This is a genomic window from Duganella hordei (genome assembly GCF_040369125.1).
Taxonomy (GTDB): domain Bacteria; phylum Pseudomonadota; class Gammaproteobacteria; order Burkholderiales; family Burkholderiaceae_D; genus Rugamonas; species Rugamonas hordei.
In genome coordinates this window covers 922,076-943,855 of record NZ_BPWI01000001.1, presented here as the reverse complement: position 1 = coordinate 943,855, position 21,780 = coordinate 922,076, and the positions used below count along the sequence as shown (strand labels likewise).

16 protein-coding genes and 2 pseudogenes are annotated in these 21,780 nt (G+C 61.3%); 7 read left to right on the top strand and 11 right to left on the bottom strand.

What is annotated here, in order from left to right; translation table 11 throughout:
* Positions 1-73: 73 nt before the first annotated feature.
* Positions 74-940, bottom strand: a complete 867-nt coding sequence (locus ABWW33_RS03930; RefSeq protein ID WP_353399114.1) for a nitrilase family protein — start codon at positions 938-940, stop codon at positions 74-76.
* 285 nt (positions 941-1,225) lie between these two features.
* Positions 1,226-3,658 carry a flavin monoamine oxidase family protein gene (locus ABWW33_RS03925; protein WP_353399111.1) on the bottom strand — a complete coding sequence of 811 codons (2,433 nt, stop codon included), beginning with the start codon at positions 3,656-3,658 and terminating at the stop codon, positions 1,226-1,228.
* Between the two features lie 279 nt (positions 3,659-3,937).
* Here ABWW33_RS03925 and ABWW33_RS03920 point away from each other — a divergent pair, with 279 nt between their 5' ends.
* Both ABWW33_RS03920 and ABWW33_RS03915 read left to right on the top strand, forming a co-directional pair.
* Positions 3,938-4,345 carry a CesT family type III secretion system chaperone gene (locus tag ABWW33_RS03920; protein ID WP_176650747.1) on the top strand — a complete coding sequence of 136 codons (408 nt, stop codon included), beginning with the start codon at positions 3,938-3,940 and terminating at the stop codon, positions 4,343-4,345.
* Between the two features lie 28 nt (positions 4,346-4,373).
* A complete protein-coding gene (locus ABWW33_RS03915) occupies positions 4,374-5,741 on the top strand; it encodes a hypothetical protein (RefSeq protein WP_353399108.1) in 1,368 nt (455 codons plus the stop codon).
* Between the two features lie 34 nt (positions 5,742-5,775).
* Here the strand turns inward: ABWW33_RS03915 and ABWW33_RS03910 are convergent, their stop codons facing one another.
* The 3 genes from ABWW33_RS03910 to ABWW33_RS03900 all read right to left on the bottom strand — a co-directional run bounded on the left by ABWW33_RS03910 (position 5,776) and on the right by ABWW33_RS03900 (position 10,865).
* Complete coding sequence (locus ABWW33_RS03910; protein WP_353399105.1) at positions 5,776-7,962, bottom strand: glycoside hydrolase family 3 C-terminal domain-containing protein; 2,187 nt, start codon at positions 7,960-7,962, stop codon at positions 5,776-5,778.
* A gap of 320 nt (positions 7,963-8,282) precedes the next feature.
* On the bottom strand, positions 8,283-9,653 hold the full coding sequence (locus tag ABWW33_RS03905; RefSeq protein WP_353399102.1) for a hypothetical protein: 1,371 nt from the start codon (positions 9,651-9,653) through the stop codon (positions 8,283-8,285).
* A 9-nt stretch (positions 9,654-9,662) separates the two neighbouring features.
* Positions 9,663-10,865, bottom strand: coding sequence for a hypothetical protein (locus ABWW33_RS03900; RefSeq protein WP_353399100.1), 1,203 nt, complete (start codon positions 10,863-10,865; stop codon positions 9,663-9,665).
* 395 nt (positions 10,866-11,260) lie between these two features.
* Between ABWW33_RS03900 and ABWW33_RS03895 the strand changes: the two genes are divergently transcribed.
* Positions 11,261-11,596, top strand: a complete 336-nt coding sequence (locus ABWW33_RS03895; protein WP_353399097.1) for a putative quinol monooxygenase — start codon at positions 11,261-11,263, stop codon at positions 11,594-11,596.
* Between the two features lie 7 nt (positions 11,597-11,603).
* On the opposite strand, the gene ABWW33_RS03890 is transcribed toward ABWW33_RS03895, so the two are convergent.
* On the bottom strand, positions 11,604-12,470 hold the full coding sequence (locus ABWW33_RS03890) for a LysR family transcriptional regulator (protein WP_353399094.1): 867 nt from the start codon (positions 12,468-12,470) through the stop codon (positions 11,604-11,606).
* Between the two features lie 145 nt (positions 12,471-12,615).
* Between ABWW33_RS03890 and ABWW33_RS03885 the strand changes: the two genes are divergently transcribed.
* Complete coding sequence (locus ABWW33_RS03885; RefSeq protein WP_353399091.1) at positions 12,616-13,551, top strand: NAD(P)-dependent alcohol dehydrogenase; 936 nt, start codon at positions 12,616-12,618, stop codon at positions 13,549-13,551.
* 177 nt (positions 13,552-13,728) lie between these two features.
* Here the strand turns inward: ABWW33_RS03885 and ABWW33_RS03880 are convergent, their stop codons facing one another.
* The gene (locus ABWW33_RS03880; RefSeq protein ID WP_353399088.1) at positions 13,729-15,747 is read right to left on the bottom strand and encodes a M13 family metallopeptidase; all 2,019 of its coding nucleotides are present in this window, start codon (positions 15,745-15,747) and stop codon (positions 13,729-13,731) included.
* Positions 15,744-16,271 carry a MarR family winged helix-turn-helix transcriptional regulator gene (locus ABWW33_RS03875; protein ID WP_176650752.1) on the bottom strand — a complete coding sequence of 176 codons (528 nt, stop codon included), beginning with the start codon at positions 16,269-16,271 and terminating at the stop codon, positions 15,744-15,746. The genes ABWW33_RS03880 and ABWW33_RS03875 overlap by 4 nt, the downstream gene beginning before the upstream one ends.
* Before the next feature lie 362 nt (positions 16,272-16,633).
* On the opposite strand from ABWW33_RS03875, the pseudogene ABWW33_RS03870 reads away from it, so the two are divergent.
* The 3 genes and pseudogenes from ABWW33_RS03870 to ABWW33_RS03860 all read left to right on the top strand — a co-directional run.
* Positions 16,634-16,942: pseudogene (locus ABWW33_RS03870) on the top strand (helix-turn-helix domain-containing protein); the annotation flags it as partial.
* A 77-nt stretch (positions 16,943-17,019) separates the two neighbouring features.
* Entirely contained in the window at positions 17,020-18,273 is a 1,254-nt protein-coding gene (locus ABWW33_RS03865) for a thioredoxin family protein (RefSeq protein WP_353399085.1), read from the top strand.
* A 77-nt stretch (positions 18,274-18,350) separates the two neighbouring features.
* Positions 18,351-18,539, top strand: a pseudogene (locus ABWW33_RS03860) (IS5/IS1182 family transposase); the annotation flags it as partial.
* Positions 18,540-18,558: 19 nt separating this feature from the next.
* Here ABWW33_RS03860 and ABWW33_RS03855 read toward each other — a convergent pair.
* The 3 genes from ABWW33_RS03855 to ABWW33_RS03845 form a co-directional block, all read right to left on the bottom strand.
* The gene (locus tag ABWW33_RS03855; RefSeq protein WP_353399082.1) at positions 18,559-18,744 is read right to left on the bottom strand and encodes a hypothetical protein; all 186 of its coding nucleotides are present in this window, start codon (positions 18,742-18,744) and stop codon (positions 18,559-18,561) included.
* A gap of 470 nt (positions 18,745-19,214) precedes the next feature.
* On the bottom strand, positions 19,215-20,288 hold the full coding sequence (locus ABWW33_RS03850) for a maleylacetate reductase (protein ID WP_353399079.1): 1,074 nt from the start codon (positions 20,286-20,288) through the stop codon (positions 19,215-19,217).
* Positions 20,289-20,299: 11 nt separating this feature from the next.
* The gene (locus tag ABWW33_RS03845; protein ID WP_353399076.1) at positions 20,300-21,763 is read right to left on the bottom strand and encodes an aldehyde dehydrogenase family protein; all 1,464 of its coding nucleotides are present in this window, start codon (positions 21,761-21,763) and stop codon (positions 20,300-20,302) included.
* Between the last annotated feature and the right edge of the window lie 17 nt (positions 21,764-21,780).

Below are 21,780 nucleotides of genomic sequence, written 5' to 3'. Positions count from 1 at the left end.
CTTATTCCGGTTGCACTTGCCCGCGCCTTAGCACGTGCCGCCGGTTACTGCCGGGGCGATCGTCATCGCCCGGTTATTTCGTCAGCGCCTCGTAATCGCCGTAGACATCGCCGCGGCGGTCGCTGAGCAACTGATTAAATTCATTCAGGCGCCGCTTGCTGCGCGCCTCGGACAGGTCCAGATCCGCATAGATGATGGCTTCGTTGTCCTGGCTGGCCGGCCCGGCCACGGGCCAGCCGCCGCAGTTGACGATCACGCTGCGGCCGATGAAGGCCTGGTCGCGCTCGACGCCGACGCGGTCGGCGCAGGCGATGAACAAGGCGTTCGAATGGGCCGACGCCATGGTCAGCGTGACCGCCATCGGATGCTGCCCGGGCGGCTGGTCCGGCATCGGCACCCAGTTGGTGGGCACGCAGATCAGGTCGGCGCCCTGCAGCGCCCCCAGCCGATACACTTCCGGGAACCAGCCGTCGTAGCAGACCGCGACGCCGACCCGGCCGAACGGCATATCGAACACCGGTACGCCGAGATTGCCGGGCGTGAAGTAGATGTTTTCCTCGTTCCACAGGTGGAGCTTGCGGTATTTGCCGATGTAGCCGTCGGGCCCGATGACGACGGCGGTGTTGTACAGGACGGTGCCTTCGCGCTCGGCGATGCCGGCCACGATATAGACCTCGAGCCGGCGGGCGAGGGCGCTCCACTCCAGGCAGGTGGGGCCGGCGGGAATGTCTTCCGCCAGGTCCAGCGCCTCTTCCCGGCTGCGGAACACATAGCCGGAATTGCACAGCTCCGGCAGTACGATCAGCCGTGCGCCCTGGCGCGCGGCAGCTTCGATGAACCGCGCGGCGGCCGCCCGGTTTCCTGCGACGTCGCCGACGTGCGGCTCCATTTGTATGCACGCGATCTTCACCGATCCGGCACTTGGTATATGCGCTGCCATAGCCACCCTTAACGCGAAATAAAAACGCAAAAAAAAGCCCCCGATGCGCCTAGGCGCAAATCGGGGGCTTTATAGCCCGGTATTTAAAGCAGCGTTACTGCTGCCACAACCGTAAATTCTGTCTTGCCGGCGGCCAATGATGCTGGACTTGGCTGCCGCTGCCACCTGGATTTCGCGATATGGGAAATCCGGTGTGAATTTAGTATCGGGCTAAAGCAAACGCTGTGTCAAGTAAATTGTATAAATCAATGTTGCGTCAATGTCGCAGAAATACCGGGCCGCGGCTTACAGCACCTCCTGCTTCAGCGGGGAGTTCGGCGGCAGCTTGCCGTCGTGGCGCAGTATCATCTGCTGCACCCCGTGGATGGCGGAGGCCACCGCGCCGCTGGCGAAGCCGCCTTCGGCGGTATGCTCCTCGCCGATGAAGATCGCACCGTCGTTGCCCTTGAACGGCTCGCTGAACAGCGCGCGGGTGTTGTCCAGGTCATTCGGCGCGTCCATCTTGAAGGCGCCGCCGAAGTGCTTCTTCTCGCTCCAGTGGGTGTACATGACATTTTCCATGTTGTTCTCCACCAGCGTCGCCAGGTTGGCCAGTTTCTTGTGGGCCGGATCGTCGGGGTTCTGTCCGGCCGATTCGCGCAGGGTCGCAATATAGGTCTTCAGCTGGTCCTCGGCGCTCTGGCCCAGCACCTTGTCGGAGTTGGTGCCCAGGGTGTAGCTGGTGTACAGCACGTGGTGGCTGCCACCCGGCGCAGGTTTGAGGAAGTACGACTGCTGGAACAGCTTGTCGCCCTGCAGGTTGCCGGGCAGCTCCAGGCCCGCGATCTCGCTGTTCGGAATCTTGATCGCCATCTTGGTCGCGCCGACCAGGTTGGCCGAATTGATGGCGTGCGCCAGTTCGGGCGACATCAGCGCACCGGGGCCTTCGATCTCGCTGGTGAGCTTGAGTTCCTTGGCGGCGTGCGGACCGCCGGCGAAGAACAGTTCATCGTAGACCTCGGTCTTCGGTTCCTTGGACGTCGGGTCGGTGTAGGTCACGTGATACTTGTCGTCCTTCTTGGCGATTTTCGTCACTTCGGTATTCACCTTGATGGCGCCTTGATCTTCCAGCGAGCCATTCTCGACACCGTCAGCGTCGGCGACCACGCGGCGCAGCGGCTCGTCGGCGCCCTGCAGCAGGCCGACGTGGTGTTCCAGGCGTTCGTCGACCAGGAAGCGCAACTCCTCCAGGAAACCGACTTTATAGTAACCCTTGTAGCCGCCCACGCCGATGCCCACGGAACCGAAGGTTTTCTGCTCTTCCTCATTCCATTCGACGCCGCTTTCCTTCAACAACTGCTTGATGCCGCTCTCGAAATTGAGCGGGTCGAATTTCTTCTTGGCCTCGTCGCACAGGCGGCGGAAGGTGGCGATGTCGCCTGCGTCGCGGGCATCGCGAATCGGCTTCAGCAGGGACGTATTCAGCGCCAGTTCGAGATCCTGCGCGATCTTGGCCATGACGGGATTGGTCGGCGTTTTGCCTGGCTCGGCTTCATGCACCTCGTTGCCGATCAGGTAGGAAGTCGGCACCGAGCTCGGATTCGGGAACGGTACGTTGTCCAGGTTGTAGTGCTTGGCGAAGCTCCAGTACACGTTGCCGCGGGTGGTGTGGAAGCGCATGCCGCCTGGATGCAAACGGGTCGGCGTGGTGCTGCCATCCTTGCCTTGCAAGGTTTCGGAAGCGATGCGGCCGCCGATCTTGTCGGCCTGTTCCAGCACGACAGGCTTGACGCCGATGCGGTTCAGGCAGTCGGCCGCGAGGATGCCGGCTGGCCCGCCGCCGACGACGCAGACCTTCAGGTTCTTGGCCACCTCGGGCGGCAGTTCGCCGACCTTGCGGTTGTTGTCCCAATAGAAGCCGGTGTAGTCGTACATATGGTCCAGCGGCATGGTCATGCGCAGGTCGGTGAAGCGCTCCGAAATGGCTTGCTTGACGGCCGGGTCGGTGTTGGCCTTGAACGGCGTCTCCAGTTTGCGCTGCACCGCCGAGCTGCTGGCGTTGAGCAGCCTGCTGGCGCGGTCCGACGGCATGAAGGCCAGGGTGTGTTCCAGCCAGTCGCGAACCGGAGTGCGCGCCTGTTCGGATGTCGCCGGCTGCGCGGTTTTGCCCAGCAGGCTGGAGCGGTCGGTGCCCAGCGATTCAAGCACCTTGCACTGTTCCGCCTCGCTCAGGCAGTGCCAGTGCAGCGTGATCTCCAGGTGCAGCTGGGTCCGGTTTTCCGGGGCTGTGGTGGCGAGCTTGGTCAGATTGCGGGCAACGACATCGGCCAGCTGGCCGCGGTCGACGGTCCAGTTACCGGCCGGCTGCTTGAAATAGCGGCCGACGGACTGCGGATTCAGCGGCGGCAGCGGCAGGCCGCTGGTGGACAGGGGCGCCGTTTGCGCCGCGTGGGCGGTCTGCGCACGCCGCGTCTGTGCGCCGGCCGGCACGAATGGTGCGGATTGGAATTCGCCTGCAGGCCATTTGACGGCGGCCTGCGAAGTTTCGGCCTCGGCTTGTCCGACCGGCGACGACAGGCGCTGGCGCTTGAGGGCGGATTGGGTCGGCGGCGTGGCGGTGCTGGTTGTGGCTTCAGGCGTAACGGAACGGTCGTGCTTGGCGGCGGACGTGGTTGCCGTGTCTTGAACGACGTCCATTGCGTGGATGTCGGGGGAAGGGCTGCGGTTGACGATTGCCATGATATTTATTCTCAGTCTACGAAATATAGTGTTGTTCGGATGAACGGCACCAACGTGGCGCCGTTGCTGGGTGGTTCGCAGCGTCATCGACGCATGGTCGGATCAGCGAACCGACGGTACTGGCATGGTCATCGTGAGCATGCTGCGGCACCGTCTGAAGCTGAGTAGCGCCGGCGGCAAAGGTAGTTCCGGATTTTTTTTGACGCGATGGCGGCGGAACCGCGCGGCGCGGGCCGCTACTCATGGAGACCCCCGACCATCCATTGAAGGAGCATGCGCGTGTCCAAGGAACGATATATCCAGCTGGCGACCGGCTTCTGCCGCCTGGCCAAACTGCCGCAACCGGAAAAACTCATCGAAGGCAACGCGGTGGAGGTCGACGGTGTCGACTTCTATCTGGCTTACGATGAAGAAAACAGTCCCGACCACGTGATGGTGTACTGCGACTTCGGCACGCCGCCGCAGGACCGCCTGCTCGATGCCTATCAGGCGCTGTTGGAAGCGAACATGATTGTCTACGGCAGCAACGCGCCGGCCTTCATGCTGTCGCCCAGCAAGAAGGTGACGCTGGCGTATCAATACCGGGTCGACGAAGTCGCGCCGGAGCAGCTCATGGGCTTATTCGCCAATTTGTCCGGCCAGGCCGGCGCATGGCGCTCACACTATTTCCTGGACGCCGCCGCATAAGGCCGGCAACAGGGCAAGGAGAATCAACATGACTATCGGTGTACAAGGACCTGGTTATTACCACCATCCCATGGACGACACGCAAACCAAGACCGCGCAGCGCGCGACGTTCACGCCAACGCTGAGCAATCAGCTGTCGAGTCGGATGCTATCGAGCAGCAACAAGTACGTGCGGGGGATGGGGCAGGCCATCCAGAGCGTGCGCCGGTTCGACCTGAACCAGCGGCAGAAGATCAACGACAGCCGCCTGGCGCGACGCGTGTCCTCCACCGAGAGCAGCCTGCGCAACGATATTGCCTTGTCCAGGGCGGAGTTCAAGCAGGATCGGCTGCGGATGAAACAAGACATCAATAACGCAGGCAGCCACCAGCAGATGCAGGCACGGATCAAGGACGCGAACAGCACCATGAAGGATTATCTTCAGGAAGACGGATATCAACCATCGTCCGGCCTGGCGAAGGTGGCGCTGCCCAGGCCGGACGCGGTATTTCTCAGCAGCCCGGATGGTCATCGGGTGCGTGCCGGCTACGACAAGCCGCCGCTGCTGGCGCGGACCATCGCCCAAACCACCAGCCTGCAGTCGGACCATGGCGTGACCGGCGTGAACAAGGCTTTGCAGCGCACCGTTCAGTATGGCGCGGTGGGCCTGCGCAATGCCACGCTGTACGCCAAACAAGGCATTTACAAGGCGGCGGCCAGCATCAGCCAGCGCGACGGCGAGGCGCATACCACCTTCCAGCGGCGGGCCGACAGGGCCAGCGATATGCGCACGCTCAATGCCGCCGCCTTGCGCGGCAACGTCGCCTTGGGCCGGAAGTTTGCCGAGGTGGATGCGCGGCGATCGGATGCTGTCCTGGAAAAATTGACGGATCAAGGCTATCGGCCGACCCGCAAGCTGGCCGGCGTGGCACCGGCCAAGACTGGCTGGGCGGCGCGCAAAGCCAGCGACTATTTTGCCGATAACGAAGACATCATGGGCAAGCGCCGCAAGCTGACCTCGATGGTTTTTGGCATCCGCAACGTTGTGCCTTCGCTCAAGGCGTCCTACCATGAGCACAAGATGCGTATCCATGCGCCCGCGATGGACTCGGCGGATACCGCGACGCGGAACGAGGCCCGCCGTACTGTCGTCCGGCACGATGCCAAGCGCTTCAAGGCGCAGTACGGAATTGATTCGAGGAATGCGGCACTTCAGGGGCAGCTGCCCAAGGTCACCGCCAGGCATGATCAAGAGCTGATGGACAAGTTCGGAGCGGAAGAGCCGACGGCCCGCGATGATGACGCGTCCAGCATAAGCAGCTTCTCGTCCGGCACCAGCTACGATACCTCTATCCTCAGGCCGGGCAGCGAGGACAGCTCTTTGTATGACGACGACCAAGACAGCGTGCGCCGATAACGCCAGGAGGGCCGGCCGGGCCGGCGCACGCCCATTATCGAACCTGCAGTTCCTTGCTCAGCTTGATATTCGACGACGACTCGCCGATCATCAGCTTGAGCGGTCCGGCCTCGATGGCGGCGGCGCCACGGCCGGCGTCCCAGTAAGCCAGCTGGCTGGCCTTGAGCGGTATGTGCACGGTCTTGCTGGCACCCGGCGGCAGGCTGACGCGCTCGAAGCCGGCCAGCGCGCGCAGCGGCCGCGCCACCTTGGACTTCGGATGGCTGACGTACAGCTGTATCACCGTGTCGCCGGCGCGCTTGCCGGTGTTGGTGACATCGACGTCGACGGTCAGCGCGCCTTGGGCATCCAGGTAAGGGCTGCTGGTGCGCAGCTTGCCGTACTTGAAGCTGGTGTAGCTCAGGCCATGCCCGAAGGGATACAGCGGCGCGCCCTTGAAGTACATATACGTGCGCCCGTGGCGAATGTCGTAGTCCATCATCGGCGGCAACTGCTGCATGGAGGCCGGCCAGGTGCTGATCAGGTGGCCGCCCGGATTGTAGTCGCCAAACAATACGCGGGCGAGGGCGGTCCCTTCGTCCTGCGATGAATGCGCCAGATGCACGATGGCCGGCACGTTCTTCTGCGACCAGTTGATCGTGTACGGGAAGCTAGACACCAGCACCATCACAGTGTTGGGATTGGCCGCATGCACCAGCTTGACCAGTTGCTCCTGCTGGAGCGCCAGGGTTTCGCGGTCGCGTCCCTCGCGGCCATCGCCGGGATCGGCGCAGGGCTTGGTGCCGGCATCGGTCCAGTCGTGCGCCATGTTCGGTCCGCAGGTCGGATCGTTGCCGACGACGACCACCACCACGTCCGATGCGCGCGCTGCCTTGACGGCTGCGCCGTCGGTATTGTCGCCCGCGTAGTTGATCGTCACGCCGGGGCCGGCGGCGGCCTTGATGCCGTCCAGCGGCGAGACCGCATGCGGCGGATGGCCGCCGTACCAGTCCCAGTGCACGCTGTCGGCCAGGGGGCCGACGACGGCGATCGATTTCAGCTTGCCCTTCGTCAGCGGCAGCGCGTTGCCGGCGTTCTTCAGCAGCACCACCGATTCCAGCGCGATCTGCACCGATTGCGCCTGGTGCTTCTCGCTCAGCCACGGTTCCGGCCCATCCTTGATGGCCGCGTACGGATTGCCTTCAGGCGGATCGATCAGGCCCAGCCGCACGGTGACCTGGAATTTGCGCCGCAGCGCGGCATCGAGTTCAGCCTCGGTGACCAATCCCTCCGTCACCGCCTGCTGCATCTCGTCCTTGAATTTGTCGAGATACTGATTGATGCCGGCCTTGAACGCCGCCACCACCGCCGCCTTGTGGTCGGGATAGCGCTTGTACAGCTTGACCAGGTTGCCGACCGCGCCGCCGTCGCCGGACACCACCTCGGCATTCCATTTGCCGATCACCAGGCTGTTGAGAATCGGATGCACCGCCATCGGCGTGCCGTTCCATGCGTTGTACGACGCCATCAGCGCCCGCGCGCCGCCGTCCTCGAAGCCCATGCGAAACGGCATGGCGTAGTATTCCCAGAACAGCCGCTCGTCGAAGTCGGACGAGGAATTGCCGCGGCCATTCTCGTTGCTGTTGGCGAGGAAATGCTTGAGCAGTGCGACCGAACGCCAGTATTTTGGATCGTCTCCTTGCAGGCCTTTGACGAAGGCGGTGGCCATCGTGCCGGCCAGGAAGGGATCTTCGCTATAGACTTCCTCGGTGCGGCCCCAGCGCGGATCGCGCGCCAGGTCGGCCTGCGGGCCCCACAGCATCATCGACGGCTGGTTGTACTTGGGATTTTGCGTGATGTAGCGGCCCTCGGTGCCCTGGATTTCGCCGGCCGCGCGCACCAGCGACGGATTCCAGGTCTCGCCCATGCCCGGCGGCTGCGGGAACTGGGTGGTGGGAATCGCCGCCAGGCCTTTGTCGGCGTTGCCGCGCTTGACCACGCCGTGGATGCCTTCGGAACTGCCGAAGCTGGGAATGCCGAGGCGCTTGACGCTGGAATCGGTCGACAGGGCGGCGATTTTTTCTTCCACCGTCATCAGCGACAGGATGTTGTCGATTCGCTGCGTTGTCGGCAGGGCGGGGTCCTGAAACGGATGATCGTAGGCCCGGGCGTGGGCGCTGGCGAGCAGGCACGCCAGCGAAGCAAGACGAAACAATTTTGCGGCCGCATTCAGCTGATGCATGGTGCTCATCCTCGTTTATCCGTTCCAGGCGGATGCCCGGTGGGCGAAGATGGTGCAACGGCCCGGGGCGGCTGACAAGACAGAAAATGGCCAGAGCCCGTTACGTTTTTTAGCAAGTCACAACCGGCACTGTCGGCGCATCCTTGCGGTCTATCCCACAGAAGAAGGCTCGTAGGATTTGTAAAAAATCCACGTCGTAAGCAAGGCAAGTAAAAAGTTGCTGTATTGCTATAACTATTTAAAAAGCTGTTGGAAGGAACTAAATCAAAAAACGAACCCAGTCATGCGACTGAGGTCCGCTTTTTCAGTTCGGTGGCGCCCTATTTGGGTACTTCGCAAATCGCCGGTATGTCGAAATTGCCCGGGTCGATAGGCGTTTCAAACTCGTCGTAAAAGAAGTAGTCGGCTAGCGCCAGACTGGTACCGACACCCACTCCGGACTGCGACTGCATGAAGGTAACCGGCCGGGCGCGCAGACCGGAGTCGTCGAGCGGGGAATACCACGTCCACAAATAGGTAGAGTCGGGATAGTTGGTTCCCGATTTCGGGAACAGCGCCGAATAAATCAACACAGTAGCGCCAGGGCTGACCACCGGATTATTGCTGATGGTGGCTTGGATGGTGCCTTCCACCCCGGGCAGCGACATCCAGTCCGGCGGCTCCTGGGGGAAGAAGAATCCAGCGCTCTGGCCTGCGCACGTCGGCGGCGCAGTGCTCGTATATTGAATATCGTAACTATTTTCGCTGTATGCTGGCGCCGGCTGGATGGTCGCGGGTGCCGGTCCGGTCAGTATCGCGATTTGAGCCGTCAGCGAGCCTGGGTTGGGCTGGCTGTATTCGTAAAGCATCTTTGTATGCTGAGCACGGTCGCTAAACACCGCGTATTGATCGTCAGGTTTCCACACATACAGTATCCGGGTCGCCAGCGGGTTGTACAGTTCGTTTACTGGTGTCATGAACGCTGTCATGCCGAAATTGCTATTCCACTGGAACGTCTGGTATCCCGCTGGGTTGCCATTCTGAAAGCCTGGGAAGACCGGTTCTTCCCAAGGCGGCGGCTGGTCTGGCGCACCCTCGCTGAACACTGGCAGGTAGCTCATCGAATACATCTGGAACAGCGCCAGTTGATTAGGGTCGCCCTTGTCCGTCGACAGCGGCCCCTCGCCGAACATCATTCGCACCGGCGCAGTGGACGATGAGTCGAACCACATCCAGGTCGACGCTGCGGATACGTCCCCCGGATGTTCGGGCACTGGAACCTTCCACCAGTCCACGGTCGGACCCGGCATCCAGTTGAGCGGACAGGAACCGGCGCAAACGGCGTTTTCCAATTGCCCTCCAAACCAGTTTTCCGGTAACGTCCAGCCCATGTCGACGCTGACCCAGCTGTTTCCCTGGTCGGTCGACAGATCGGTGCCGCCAGGCGTCACGACATACCACCAGCTTCCATTATCGAGGCCGGCGATTTGTGCCGACAGATAGGCCCCTGCGACATAGGTGATATTGGCGACGCAAAGTTGAAAGAAAGGATTGTTGGGATTGGGATTGTTCGATTGCGGCGGGCTGAATGGATGCAGTAACGCCACGCCGCTCCAGGAGGAGGGCATCAGCGGGGCTGCAGTCGCGACACGTTGCAGCACTGGATAAGCCGATGGAGGGACCGGGTCGATTATGTTCGGTGAATAGCTCATATGCACTCCTTATTGAAGCAGGTTGATGACGCCCCAGATGAAATCGACGCTAACCGTGTCGGTCGGCAGCGTTACATTGCCCATTGGATTGGTACTGAGCAATGTCGTGAAGGGAGAACCGTCTTTGTTAACCGCCGCGCTGGCGTGGCAAGCCATGCAGGACGATTGCAGAATGGGTACGCCTGCCGCGATCCGCTCGGTAAACGAGTCGCCCAACATCAGCGGCTCACCGTTCTTGGCGACGAAGTCAATCTGTGACGATTTCAAACAATAGTTCTGCCAAACGCCGTCAAGATGTGCCGCCTTGAATAGTTGGGCGACCGCAGGCGATTTGGCGCAATTACCATATTGACCGTTGGCCGAGGCCTCCGGAGCTGGAGGGATTTTCGGCCTGGCCGCGCCGAAAGAGTCGTAGCAGCCCATCGTGTCGCAGCGCCCCGGATTATCCTGGTGTTCGAACGACGCCCAGACCCAGTTCGGGATTTCTTTAGAACTGATATGGAGGGAGACGAGAGCGTAAGCAGTGCCTCCAGACATGGTGGTGTAATACTGCGTTTTTACTTGCGCGACGGTTTTTTTCACGTGATTGGCGGCCAGCCAATCGACGATGGTATCGATTGGTACCCAATCCACTTTAACCTCCACCGCATCGGTGGGCAGCGATACGCGCCAGCCTGAGGATTTGGCTTTTTGATAGGCTATGGCCAGTCCAGCTTGGGTATTGAGGCCGTTTCCGGTCAGGTAGTCGTAGGATGGACGGTTGCGCCGCACTTCTTCGGCGTAGCATGGCTGCGGAGCGGCCAACTTGATTGGCTGCGCCGGTGGCGTACTGCCAGCCACCGGGAAATTGCCGTCTTTGGGATGGCTAACGGGACTGCATTTGCCATCGATCATGGCTGCCGACAAGGCATGAGGTGCTTTGCTCAGTTGCAGCAGACCAGGCCGCAGTTTTTTAATCCTCGCTTGCTCGGGTGTCGGCCAATGTGGCGTGGCAGTGTAAATGTCGGGGTCCGACGCCCAGGTTTCAAAGAGAACTTGCGACTTTGACACTGGAGCGACCGCGGCAATAAAATGTTGCCAGGATAATTGATCTGAATTTTCCCCTGAAGGCAAGACACCACCGGTGGCGGGAACGGGATTGGCCGCCCATGCGGAACCAGCGACGTGAATGAAGAAGCCGAGACATATGTAGTCAATTATTTTAGTTCTCATGTTTTTCAATGCCTTCAAAGAAATTTAAGAAATTTAAGAAATTATTATGCAAGCCTCTGCTTGTGAAAGTTTTTTTGAGTGGAAAACCAATTAAATATATCCCTGAAAGAGGATAGCAATACTCACCAATTATTGCTTTTTTAAAAATACTTTTGATGGTATAGGGGTTTAATCCGGCATGCCGCCAAATTCGCGCTGCCAGCTACGTGTGGCTGGCAATAGCAGAGTCAATTACCTGCGCAAGGATAAAGATGAAAGTCTGTAAAAATGAACTGAAGAGATCGAACAGGAATCGTGGCCAAGTTTTATTTAGCCGGGCCCGAAGATTTTTCGCCGCTGCGATTCCGGCAATGGTGCTCGCCACATTTAACGTTTCGTACGCTCAGGAGCAAAGCATGATGGTACGCATATCGGAAATCCAGGTAGCTGCAAATCATCTCCAGCAATACAAGACGATTCTCGCCGAAGAGGCGGAAGCTTCGCTACGCCTGGAGTCTGGGGTTATTGCGATATTTCCGATGTACGACAAGGAGCGCGACACCGAATTCAGGATACTCGAGATCTATGCTGACCGTCAGGCTTATGAGTCGCACCTCAAGACATCGCATTTCCAAAAGTACAAATCCACGACGCTGCACATGGTCAAATCGCTGAAGTTACTTGATATGCAGGCGATCGATCCGTCAACCATGGCGAGCATGTTTAAAAAGATGAATGTCCCAGCCAAGTAGTCGATAGCTAGTCGAAGTAATTGCACAGAAACTCCACGAACGCGCCCACTTTGGGACTCACCAGTCGACGCGATGCGTGCAATACCCAGCATTCGATTATCGGTCCCTGCGCCGTTCCCCAGGCGATCAAGCGGCCAGAGGCCAGGTCGTCAGCGACAGCCGAGCGAGGTAGCAGGGCGGCGCCAGCGCCGGCAAGCACGGCATCACGCGCCATAAGGGGTGTCGAGAGGCACATGACTGGCTGCGGGCGATAGGTGCGCACTCTGCCTGAAGCATCGATGATGGTCCATAGGGGAACCTCGGCGCGACCAGCGCGCACTACCGCCTCCAGTTTGAGCGGTTGCTCGGTGTAACCAGGCTGCGGCAGGTGGGGAGGCGCAACAAGTACGAGGCGATCGCTCAAAAATTTGCGACCGACCAGTGTGTCGTCCTGGCGCGGATTGAAACGCACTACGACATCGTAGCCTTCGCTCACCAAATCGACGAGACGATCTTCCGCGATGACGTCGAGGCGTATTTCCGGGTAGGCGGCGTAGAAGGCCGCGCTTAAGCGCCCCACAGAGACGTCGGCGAACAAAAGCGGCACGCTAATGCGCAGTACGCCACGTGGCCGGCCTATGCCGGCTTTTAGTTCTGCCGCCGCTTGCGTAATCTCGTCAAAGGGGGCAACAGTACGTGCGTGCAGGATCGCGCCTTCCGGCGTCAGACGGAGCTCGCGGCCGCCACGCTCGATGAGACGTACTTCCATCTGCTCTTCGAGCGCGCTGACATGGCGCGACAGGGTCGCCTTTGGCCGTCCGCTTGCGCGGCTTGCTCTCCCGAACCCACCGTGGGTGGCGACGAGATTGAAATCGGCTAGCGCACTGAGATCCATAGTTCGTTCCAATTTTGAGACAGTGTGTTTTGAATTTTATGACTATACGCCATTTATGGATCACTGGAAAATGGCGCTCAGCTAATCGCACGATCAGCACGCCTTTTTACAGTGGCACTTTACCTTTGAAACAGAAAGCAAGACCATGATGAAACGAATTCAGTACCAGCAATACGGCGGCCCGGAAGTCATGCGCCTTGAACCGTTCGAACCGGAGCGTCCCGGCAAAGGCCAGGTGGCCGTCCGGGTCAGGTTCGCCGCCATCAATCCTATCGACTGGAAGCTGCGCAGGGGCGAGATGAAAATCGTCACCGGTATGCGCTTCCCGCGCGCGATGGGCATGGATATGTCCGGCGTTGTGATGTCGGTCGGCCCCGGCGTCGAGCGCTTCAAGATTGGCGATGAGGTGTTCGGGCAAGCTCGTTTCAAGCAATGCGGCGCACTGGGCGAGGCTGCCATCGCCAACGAAAGCGCGCTGGCTCTCAAGCCCGCCAATGTCGGCTTCGATCAGGCTGCCTGCCTTGGCTCGGCCGGTATAACCGTCTGGAACGGCTTGATCGATAAAGCCGGGCTGAGCGCGAACCAGCATATCTTCATCAACGGCTGCATGGGCGGGGTGGGCGAAGCCGCCGTACAACTTGCGCGCAGCCTCGGCGTCCGGGTATCGGGTACCTGCGGCGAGGGCGACATCGAGCGCGCCCGCGCGCTGGGAGTGGAAACCGTCCACGACTACCGCCGCACCGACCTGTCGCAGCTCAGCTCGCGTTACGACGCGGTCTTCGATACTGCCGCCAACATGAGCCGTGAGACCGCTTATGGCTTGCTGAAATCGGACGGTATCTTGCTGGACCTGCATCCCTCGCCGGGCAAGTTCTTGAGAGCGCTGTTCGACCGCAGGCTCAAGCTCGTGGTCTGCTCACCCCGCCCGGAGATCCTCGACAATCTTGGACGCGCCGCCAGTGACGGTACACTGCGACTATCGATCGCCAAGGTGGTGCCGCTGAGCGAGACGATCGAGCTGATCACCGCGCTTGAGGGAGGCCAGCGGCTCGGTGGCAAGGCCGTCGTGCAGATGGCCTAGCGTGACGCGCCGCCGTCTGTAGTGCAGTTGCTTCCTTTATTGGATTGGCTCACAAACCCAGCAGCCGCTCGGCGTTGCCGTGGGCAATCAAGCCCCTGCCCATGTCGTTAACCGGGAGTCCCTCGATGAACGCGCGTGCGCCGTTCAGGCTTTGATTTGACGCGATAACTATCCGGCTTACCAGATCCGTACACGATCGGATGGCGCCAGATAAAGCTTCTGGTCCGGCACAATGCCAAAAGCCTCGTACCAGGCATCGAGATTGCGGACCACGCCGTTGACACGATACTGCGCGGGGCTGTGTGGATCGGTGCGCAGGTCGATCCGCAATTGCGCTTCCCGGATATTTTCGCGGTAGGTCTGCGCCCACGACAGAAAGAAGCGCTGCGGCCCGCTGAAACCGTCCAGAACAGGGGCCGGGCGACCATGCAGCGCGCGCTGATAGGCGTCGAAGGCGATCGCCAGCCCTCCGTTGTCACCGATGTTTTCACCCAACGTGAGCTGGCCGTTCACGCGCAAGTCAGGCAGCACTTCATATTGGTCGAACTGCCGCACAAGACGCGCAGTGCGGGCGCGGAAGTTGGCCAGGTCAGCCTCCTGCCACCATTGACGCAGCGCGCCGCTGGCGTCCGACTTCGCGCCCTGATCGTCGAAGACGTGACTCATCTCGTGGCCGATCACGCCACCCACGCCGCCATAGTTGACGGCCGTATCGGCCTTCGGATCAAAGTAGGGCGGTTGCAGTATCGCGGCAGGGAACACGATCTCATTGAAGAATGCGTTGTAATAGGCGTTCACCGTTTGCGGCGTCATGCCCCATTCGTCGCGATCGGCTCGCAGATTCAGGCGTGCGGTGAGACGACGCCATTCCCATAGGCGGGCGCGTTTCTGATTGCCCACAGGGTCGTCCGCGCGCACAACCAAAGTGCCATAGTCGCGCCACTGTTCCGGGTATCCGATCTTGACGCGGAGTTTATCCAGCTTGTCGAGCGCCGCCAGCTTGGTGGACGGCGTCATCCAATCCAGCTGCTTGATGCGTTCGCGATAAGCCGCGCGCAGATTTTCCACCAACTCGGCCACCTGCGCCCTGGCTTGCGGCGTGAAATGGCGGGCCACGTAGAATTCGCCGACGGCTTCGCCCAGCGCGGCATTCAGCGCGGCCGTCGCGCGTTTCCAGCGTACTCTTTGCTGCTGTTGGCCCGACAACGTGCGGCCATTGAAATCGAAATGCAGTTCGTCGATGGCGGGCGGCAGCAGGTCGGCCATGCCTTGCAGGTAGTGGAAGGCGAGGTAGGCGCGCCAGTCGGCCACGGGCGTCGCGCGGAACAGTTCGGCCAGGGCGGCGATCGCCGTGTCTTCCTTGACGACGAAAAAATTCTGCTGCGGGATGCCCTGCGCGTCCAGCATGTCGGCCCAAGGGAAGGAGGGCGCGAAGGCGATCAGCCCGGCCCGCGATTGCGGATGATAGGTTTGGTCGCGGTCAGCGCGTTTTTCAGCCGTCCAGTGGCAGCTGGCCATTGCTGTTTCCAGGGCCAGCACCGCGTCGGCGGCCCGGTCGGCGTCGGGCCAATTCACCTGCTTCAGCATCTGCGCGATGTAGATACGGTAAGCCGCGCGCGTGGCGGTTGCCCTTGCATCGCTTTGCAGATAGACGTCGCGGCCCGGCAAACTCAAGCCGGATTGAACGATATTGATGCCATAGCGATCCGGATTCTTCGCGTCCGGCCAAACTGTGAGCGACATCGGGCCGTCCGCACGCAGCTCCGGACGTCCCATCAAGCGTGCGATCTCCTCGTGACTGCGCGCCGCAGCGATGACAGCCAAATCATCGCGCACCGGCGCCAGACCGGCTCGCTCGATGGCGTCCGTGTCGAGAAACGCGGTGTAAAAATCAACGATTTTCCGGGCGGTTGATCCGGGCGCCTGTGGCTTGGCCGCCAGCGCCTCGACAATTGACTGGACCTCGGCCTCGGCCCGGGCGCGCAATAGGTAGAACGTGCTCCACTTGGTGCGATCAGGCGGGATCGGCGTGGTGCGCATCCAGTTGCCACCGCCGTAGCGGAAAAAATCATCACCAGGCTTGATCGACCGGTCCATGCCCGCCAGATCAACGCCCCATGGCATGATGGCTTGACCGCGCGCCATGCCGGCCGACGCGCACAGAACGAGCGCAAGCATGCGTACAGCGGGCTTCATGACAGGCCTCGGCGTGTTGGAGCGGCAGCCAATGCCGCGCTGACGCGTTCAAACAAGGATTGCTGGTTCAGCGCCCGATCCAACCTGGTCAGGCCAGACACCAGATCGCCGGCCTCCGCATTGAGCGCCAGCGCAGCCACATCCAGCGCCGCCCAAACTGGCAGCAGGCGCGCGACCAGGGATTTTCCAGCCGCCGTCAGCGCAAGCGTGCGCCGACGCCCGTCATCCGGATCCGGATGCTCAGCAATCAGCCCAACGTCAAGCAGGGAGCGGCGAGTCTGGCTCACAGATGGATGACTAATGCCAAGCGCCGCCGCAACTTCATTGACCGACATGTTGCCGTTCAAATGCAACTGATTCAGCGTTCCCATCCAGCGTTGCTCAAACTCCAGCCCCAGACTGGCATACACGCGGTTAGCGTCACGATCGATGCGTTCCGACAAACGACGCAAGCGGGCACCAATGCTGGCGCCGCCTTGTTGCTGGTTGTAGTCGGTAGTCAGAGGGCCGTCGATTTTGCTCATATGATTAGTAGGTGCCTACGTATATTTTTATTTTAATGAGTAAAGCAAGAGAAGACAACCTGGAAATAACGCGTGGAATATGAATTGCAAATCTTCGCATAATTTATATTATGTCAAATTGTGAGTTGATCCCAGTCAAAGTAATTCTGAGCGCTCTAACCTAAAACTATCGGGTTGATGTACGTAATGGCATCGGGTAATGCCAAAGCGGCTGTTTCTTGCTTTAGCCGATACTTTTAGGTAAAGAGAGTCCAGTCTGTTGATTTGCACTGAAAATTGACTCACTTTCCCCAGTAATTTGCAACTGAAACTGACCCACGTGAAGAGCACAATTCGACCTGTCTCATCGGCAGGAGAACGGAGTGATCGACGTGGCTTTACTAGGCATAATTCGACGCTGGCACATTCGTGACCAGATTCCCCTACGGGAGATTGCCCGACGCCTCGGCATCTCGCGCAATACAGTCCGACGCTATCTACGATCGGAAATGACTGAGCCCAGCTATGCCGAGCGGCGTATAGCGAGCGGGCTAGACAAATACTCTCTGCAATTATCAGGATGGCTCAAGGCCGAAGCAAGCAAGCCGCGCAAGCAGCGGCGCAGTTTGAAACAGATCCACGCGGACCTGAAAGAACTGGGTTACGAAGGGTCGTATGACCGCGTGGCGGCGCAAACAGGTGTAAGTTACTGGTGCGATTATTAAATGATTTACTATCTTTCGTTTCCCTGTCTAAGGATGAGTCCACGATGAACAACATAATTGCTCCCGCCCTGGTGTCAGAGACCGAGGTACGTGACCGCCTGCAACGCCCGGTCGGTCCGCTGTTGTTGAACTTTACGGCCGGCTGGTGCCAGCCCTGCAAGACTTTTGCGCCGGTGCTCGGCGCACTCCAGCGCATGAATGGCGGCAAGATCGAGATCATGCGGGTCGACGTGGACGCTTGGCCGGACCTGGCGCGCAAATTCCAGGTGCGTGGCATTCCGGCGACGATCCTGGTGCGCGAGGGCGTCGAGTACGACCGCTTCGTCGGCACCAAGCCGGAGAGTGGCGTCGTGCGCTGGCTAGCCGAGCGCGGCGTGGCGCTGGCCGCAGCGGCGGACGACACGCAGGCGCAGCCCTTCCATGGCGCCTTTTACGGCGACGACGGCCTGAAGCAGTTCCTGGTCGAACGGTTATTCCGGCACATGAATAACGGCGAGGTGCGTGCCTCTACCATACCCTCTTGGATCGATGGCAAGGGCTCGATATCGTGCGCACTGGTGCACCATACCTCCCCCGGGGTGTTCGAGCGGGTTACCGGACTTCCATATGGATTTGCCTATGCGCTCGAGCTCTTCTTTCCAGAACATCGGAACGAGATCGAAGACGTTTTTACGGCGCTGACGCCTGGGCAGGATGTGCGGCAGGTGCCGTTCCGCTTAATGCGTGGCGTGCTGGGTGCGGAGGCAATCGGATGGACGAAAGTGCTGGATTCGGATCCGCACGAGACCTTGAGGCAGCGCTGGCTCGGCCTTAGCGGCGAGCTAGCCGATGGCGCAAACGTCCCGATTGCGCGCTGGATTGAGCTGTCCGGCATGGCGCGCGCGATCACAACGCCGGACCGCGACCCATATCATCAGCTTGAAGATCATTTCGCCTCCCTAGTGGAACGCCTGTCCCCGCCACCCGATGCGTGGGACGTGGGCGCGTGGCAAGGTGTCTACCGCGACGCCAGGTCTGTCCTTGCCCTGCTCGTATATCACCATGAAGGCTGGACCAGGAACGACGTCGCGAAGCCGCTTCTGCGCCACCGGTTCTTCGAAAAGCACCTCCCGCTCGATGTCGACGGCAGGTTCGACGAGCGGTTATTCGAGGCCAAGCGGGCGGAATGGGAAGGCGACAACGTGGAGTTCTCGGCGCGCGAAAAGGACTTCCTGGGTTCCGGGCGTTTTAGCGAGACATTAGCGGCGCTGAACGCGCGCTTGCGCCCGATGCTGGCCGACATCCTGCGCAGTAACTGAGGCTTTCTGTATCAGCCCCGGCCGGCGCCTTCGATCTGCCGCAGCGACACGAATGTGCACATTTACATTGCAGCCTGTTGATCCGAAAGCTGTTCGATTCGGTGCCTCGCCGTTGCATGGCTGAGGGTTTGGTAAAGGGCGAGGGTTTTGCGACTGACGCCAGTATGATCGAGGCCGACGCCCAGCGACAACGTTCTTGTCCGGGTGACGCCAATATCAACTGGGCTGATCCGGGGCAAGCAAGCGGGCCGGTACGCGAGGTCTTAAGCACAAACAGGATGCCAGTTAGGCGCCTGGCGTCACGTGAGCTGCGATGCCATGATTTGGGACGTGAACGGGCTCAGGCTGCGGATCGTAGCGTTGGCAAGATAACGTTCCTTCGAGCAGCACGAAGGACATGAACTGCAAGTCTCCAGTGATGATATGGCGTTTGCTATTTTTTGGCGAATCGAAGAACCAGATATTCGCCATTGCTCTTCGCCTTGTCTTCACTGCCGGAAACACAGCGACGTGGCGCGCAAGAGCGGCCGGATGAGGAGTATTAGGAGCGAATTGAGCCATATGACCCCGTAATATCACGAGACAGCGGAGTAATCGAAAAGTTGGGCCGCTGAAGTTCAGACTAAGGATTGGACACGGGCGCAGCAAAGTCCGAATTTCAATTTAGGTAAACGATGCTTTGAAAGCAAGCGTATTCAACCAACCGCGATTTAGAAGGGGAAGGCTCGTGGACATACCCGACACGTTTGCGTCAGTGTGTGCGTTACCGGCAACTTTTAGGTGTGGCATGTTTGGACGTCGCAGATATCGGGGAATTGGCGAAGTCAGTTTCGGCCCTAGGAAGGACAGAGTTTTGTTACCCGATACTTTTAGGTTAGAGCGCTCTGAAGTAAAAGTGCCCGATTAGGCCGTGCCGGTCGCTGGCGAAGCCGGTTCGCCCCTCAGCCGGCATGGCCGACTCCCGGCGCCCGGCCGTGCCAGGCGTCGCCCAGCAAGCTGCGGACCGCGCCGCGGTCGACCGCGCGTGGATTCCAGTAGGCGTTGGCGGCCGCGAGATCGGCGCAAGCGTCCAGGTCCTGCTCGCGCATGCCGAGCTCGTGCAGCGACAGTGGCGCGCCAAGCGCGCGTGCCAATGCATGCATGCCCTGCGCCGCGTCGTCCGCGCCCAGCGCGGCGGCGATGCGCGCCATCGCCCCGGGCGCGGCGTCGGCGTTGAAAGCCAGCACATGCGCTAGCACCACGGTGTGGGTCTCGGCGTGCGGCAGATTGTAGCTGCCGCCCAGCGTGTGGCACAGCTTGTGATGCAGCGCCATCCCCGTGCTGCCCAGCACCACGCCGCACAGCCAGGCGCCGTACAGGCAGTCGTTGCGCGCGGCCAGGTCGCACGGATCGGCCACCACGCGCGGCAAGCCGCGCGCCAGCGCCGCGATGCCCTCGGCCGCCAGCAGTTCCATGACAGGATTGCGGTGCTGCGCGTACAGGCCCTCGGCCGCGTGGGCCATGGCGTTGATGCCGCTGGTGACCGACAACGCCGGTGGCAGGCTCAGCGTCAATTCCGGATCGTAGATCACGCTCTTCGGCAGCACCCGGGTGTCGCGCCCGGTCTTCTTCACGCCGGCCTCGGTAATGCCGTACACCGGCGTCATTTCGCTGCCGGCATATGTGGTCGGTATGGCCAGGATGGGCAATTCGGACTCGAGCGCTATGGCCTTGCCCAGCCCGGTGGTCGAGCCGCCGCCGATGGCGATCGCGCAATCGGCGTCGAGCGCGCGCGCCAGGTTGCGCGCGGCGCGCGCCGTTTCGATCGGCACGTGCATGACGGCGCGGTCGAAGATGCCGGCACAGCGCTGGCCGATCAGCACGGCCACGCGCTCGGCCAGCGGGCGCTGCTCGGGCGTGCACAACACCAGTGCGCGGCGCGCGCCCAACAGCTCGATTTCACGGGCCGCGTGGCGCAGGCCGCCGGCGCCGAACACCACGCGCGGCAAGCTGGTGCTGAACAGGAAGTCGTCCATAGTGGCTACCCTCAGCGCGGATAATGGGGAGCGACGTCGGCATCGACGTTGACCCAGACGGATTTGGGCTGCGTGTACTCGCGCATCACCTCGAAGCCCATCTCGCGCCCGTAGCCGGACTGGCCGACGCCGCCGAACGGCGAGCCGGGGCTGACCCGCTTGTAGCAGTTGATCCATACCATGCCGGACACCATCTCCCGCGCCATCCGATGGGCGCGCTGCAGATCGCGGGTCCACAAGCCCGCTCCCAGGCCGTACTCGGTGCCGTTGGCGATCGCCAGCGCCTGCGCGTCGGTCTCGAAGGTGTTGACGGTGACGAAGGGACCGAACACCTCCTCCTGGCAGACCCGGTCCTGCGGGCCGGCGCGCACGATGGTCGGCTCGACATAGCAACCGGCCGCCAGCGCCGGGTCCGAAGGCGCCCGGCCGCCGAGCAGCACCGCGCCGCCCTCCCCGCGCGCCACTTCGCAATACGACAACACGCGGTCGCGGTGCTGCTGCGAGGTCAGCGGTCCCATCTCCGTGGCCGGGTCGAGCGGATCGCCCAGCTTGATGGACGCGGCCAGGCGGGTGAACTTCTCGAGGAACTCATCGGCGATGCCCGCGTGCAGCACCAGGCGCGAACCGGCGATGCAGGCCTGGCCCTGGTTGTGGAAAATGGCGAACGCGGCGCCGTTGACGGCGGCGTCGACATTGGCGTCGCCGAACACGACGTTGGCGCCCTTGCCGCCCAGTTCCAGCTGGATCTTCTTGAGGTTGCCGGCCGAGGCCTGGACGATGCGCCGTCCCGTCTGGGTCGAACCGGTGAAGGCGATCTTGGCCACGCCCTCGTGTTCGGCCAGGTATTGCCCGGCCACATGGCCGAGGCCGGGCACGATGTTGACCACGCCGGGCGGGAAGCCCACCTCGGCCATCAACTCGGCGATGCGCAGGGTCGACAGCGGGGTCAGCTCGGCCGGCTTCATCACCACGCAATTGCCGGCCGCCAGCGCCGGCCCCATCTTCCAGCTGGTGAACATCAAAGGAAAATTCCACGGCACCACCTGGGCCACCACACCGAGCGGTTCGCGCAGCACATAGTTGAGGAAACCGGCCTCCACCGGAATCACGCTGCCCTCCACCTTGTCGGCCATGCCGCCGAAATAGCGGAAGGTGGCGGCGGTGCGCGGCACGTCCAGCCCACGCGTGTCGCGCAGCGGATGGCCGGTGTCGAGCGATTCGAGCCGCGCCAACTCGTCGGCGTTCGCTTCGATGGCGTCGGCCAGCTTGAGCAGCAAGCGCCCCCGCTCCATCGCGGAGCGCCGCGCCCATGCCGGGAAGGCACGGGCGGCGGCGGCCACCGCCTTGTCGATGTCGGCCTTGGCGGCCATGGCGACATCGGCGATCACCGAGTTGTCGTGCGGGTTCAGGCTGGCCAGCGTGGCGCCGTCTTCGGCGTCGGTAAAGCGGCCATCGATGAATAATTTGGTTTGCATAGGTATTCCGCTGGAGG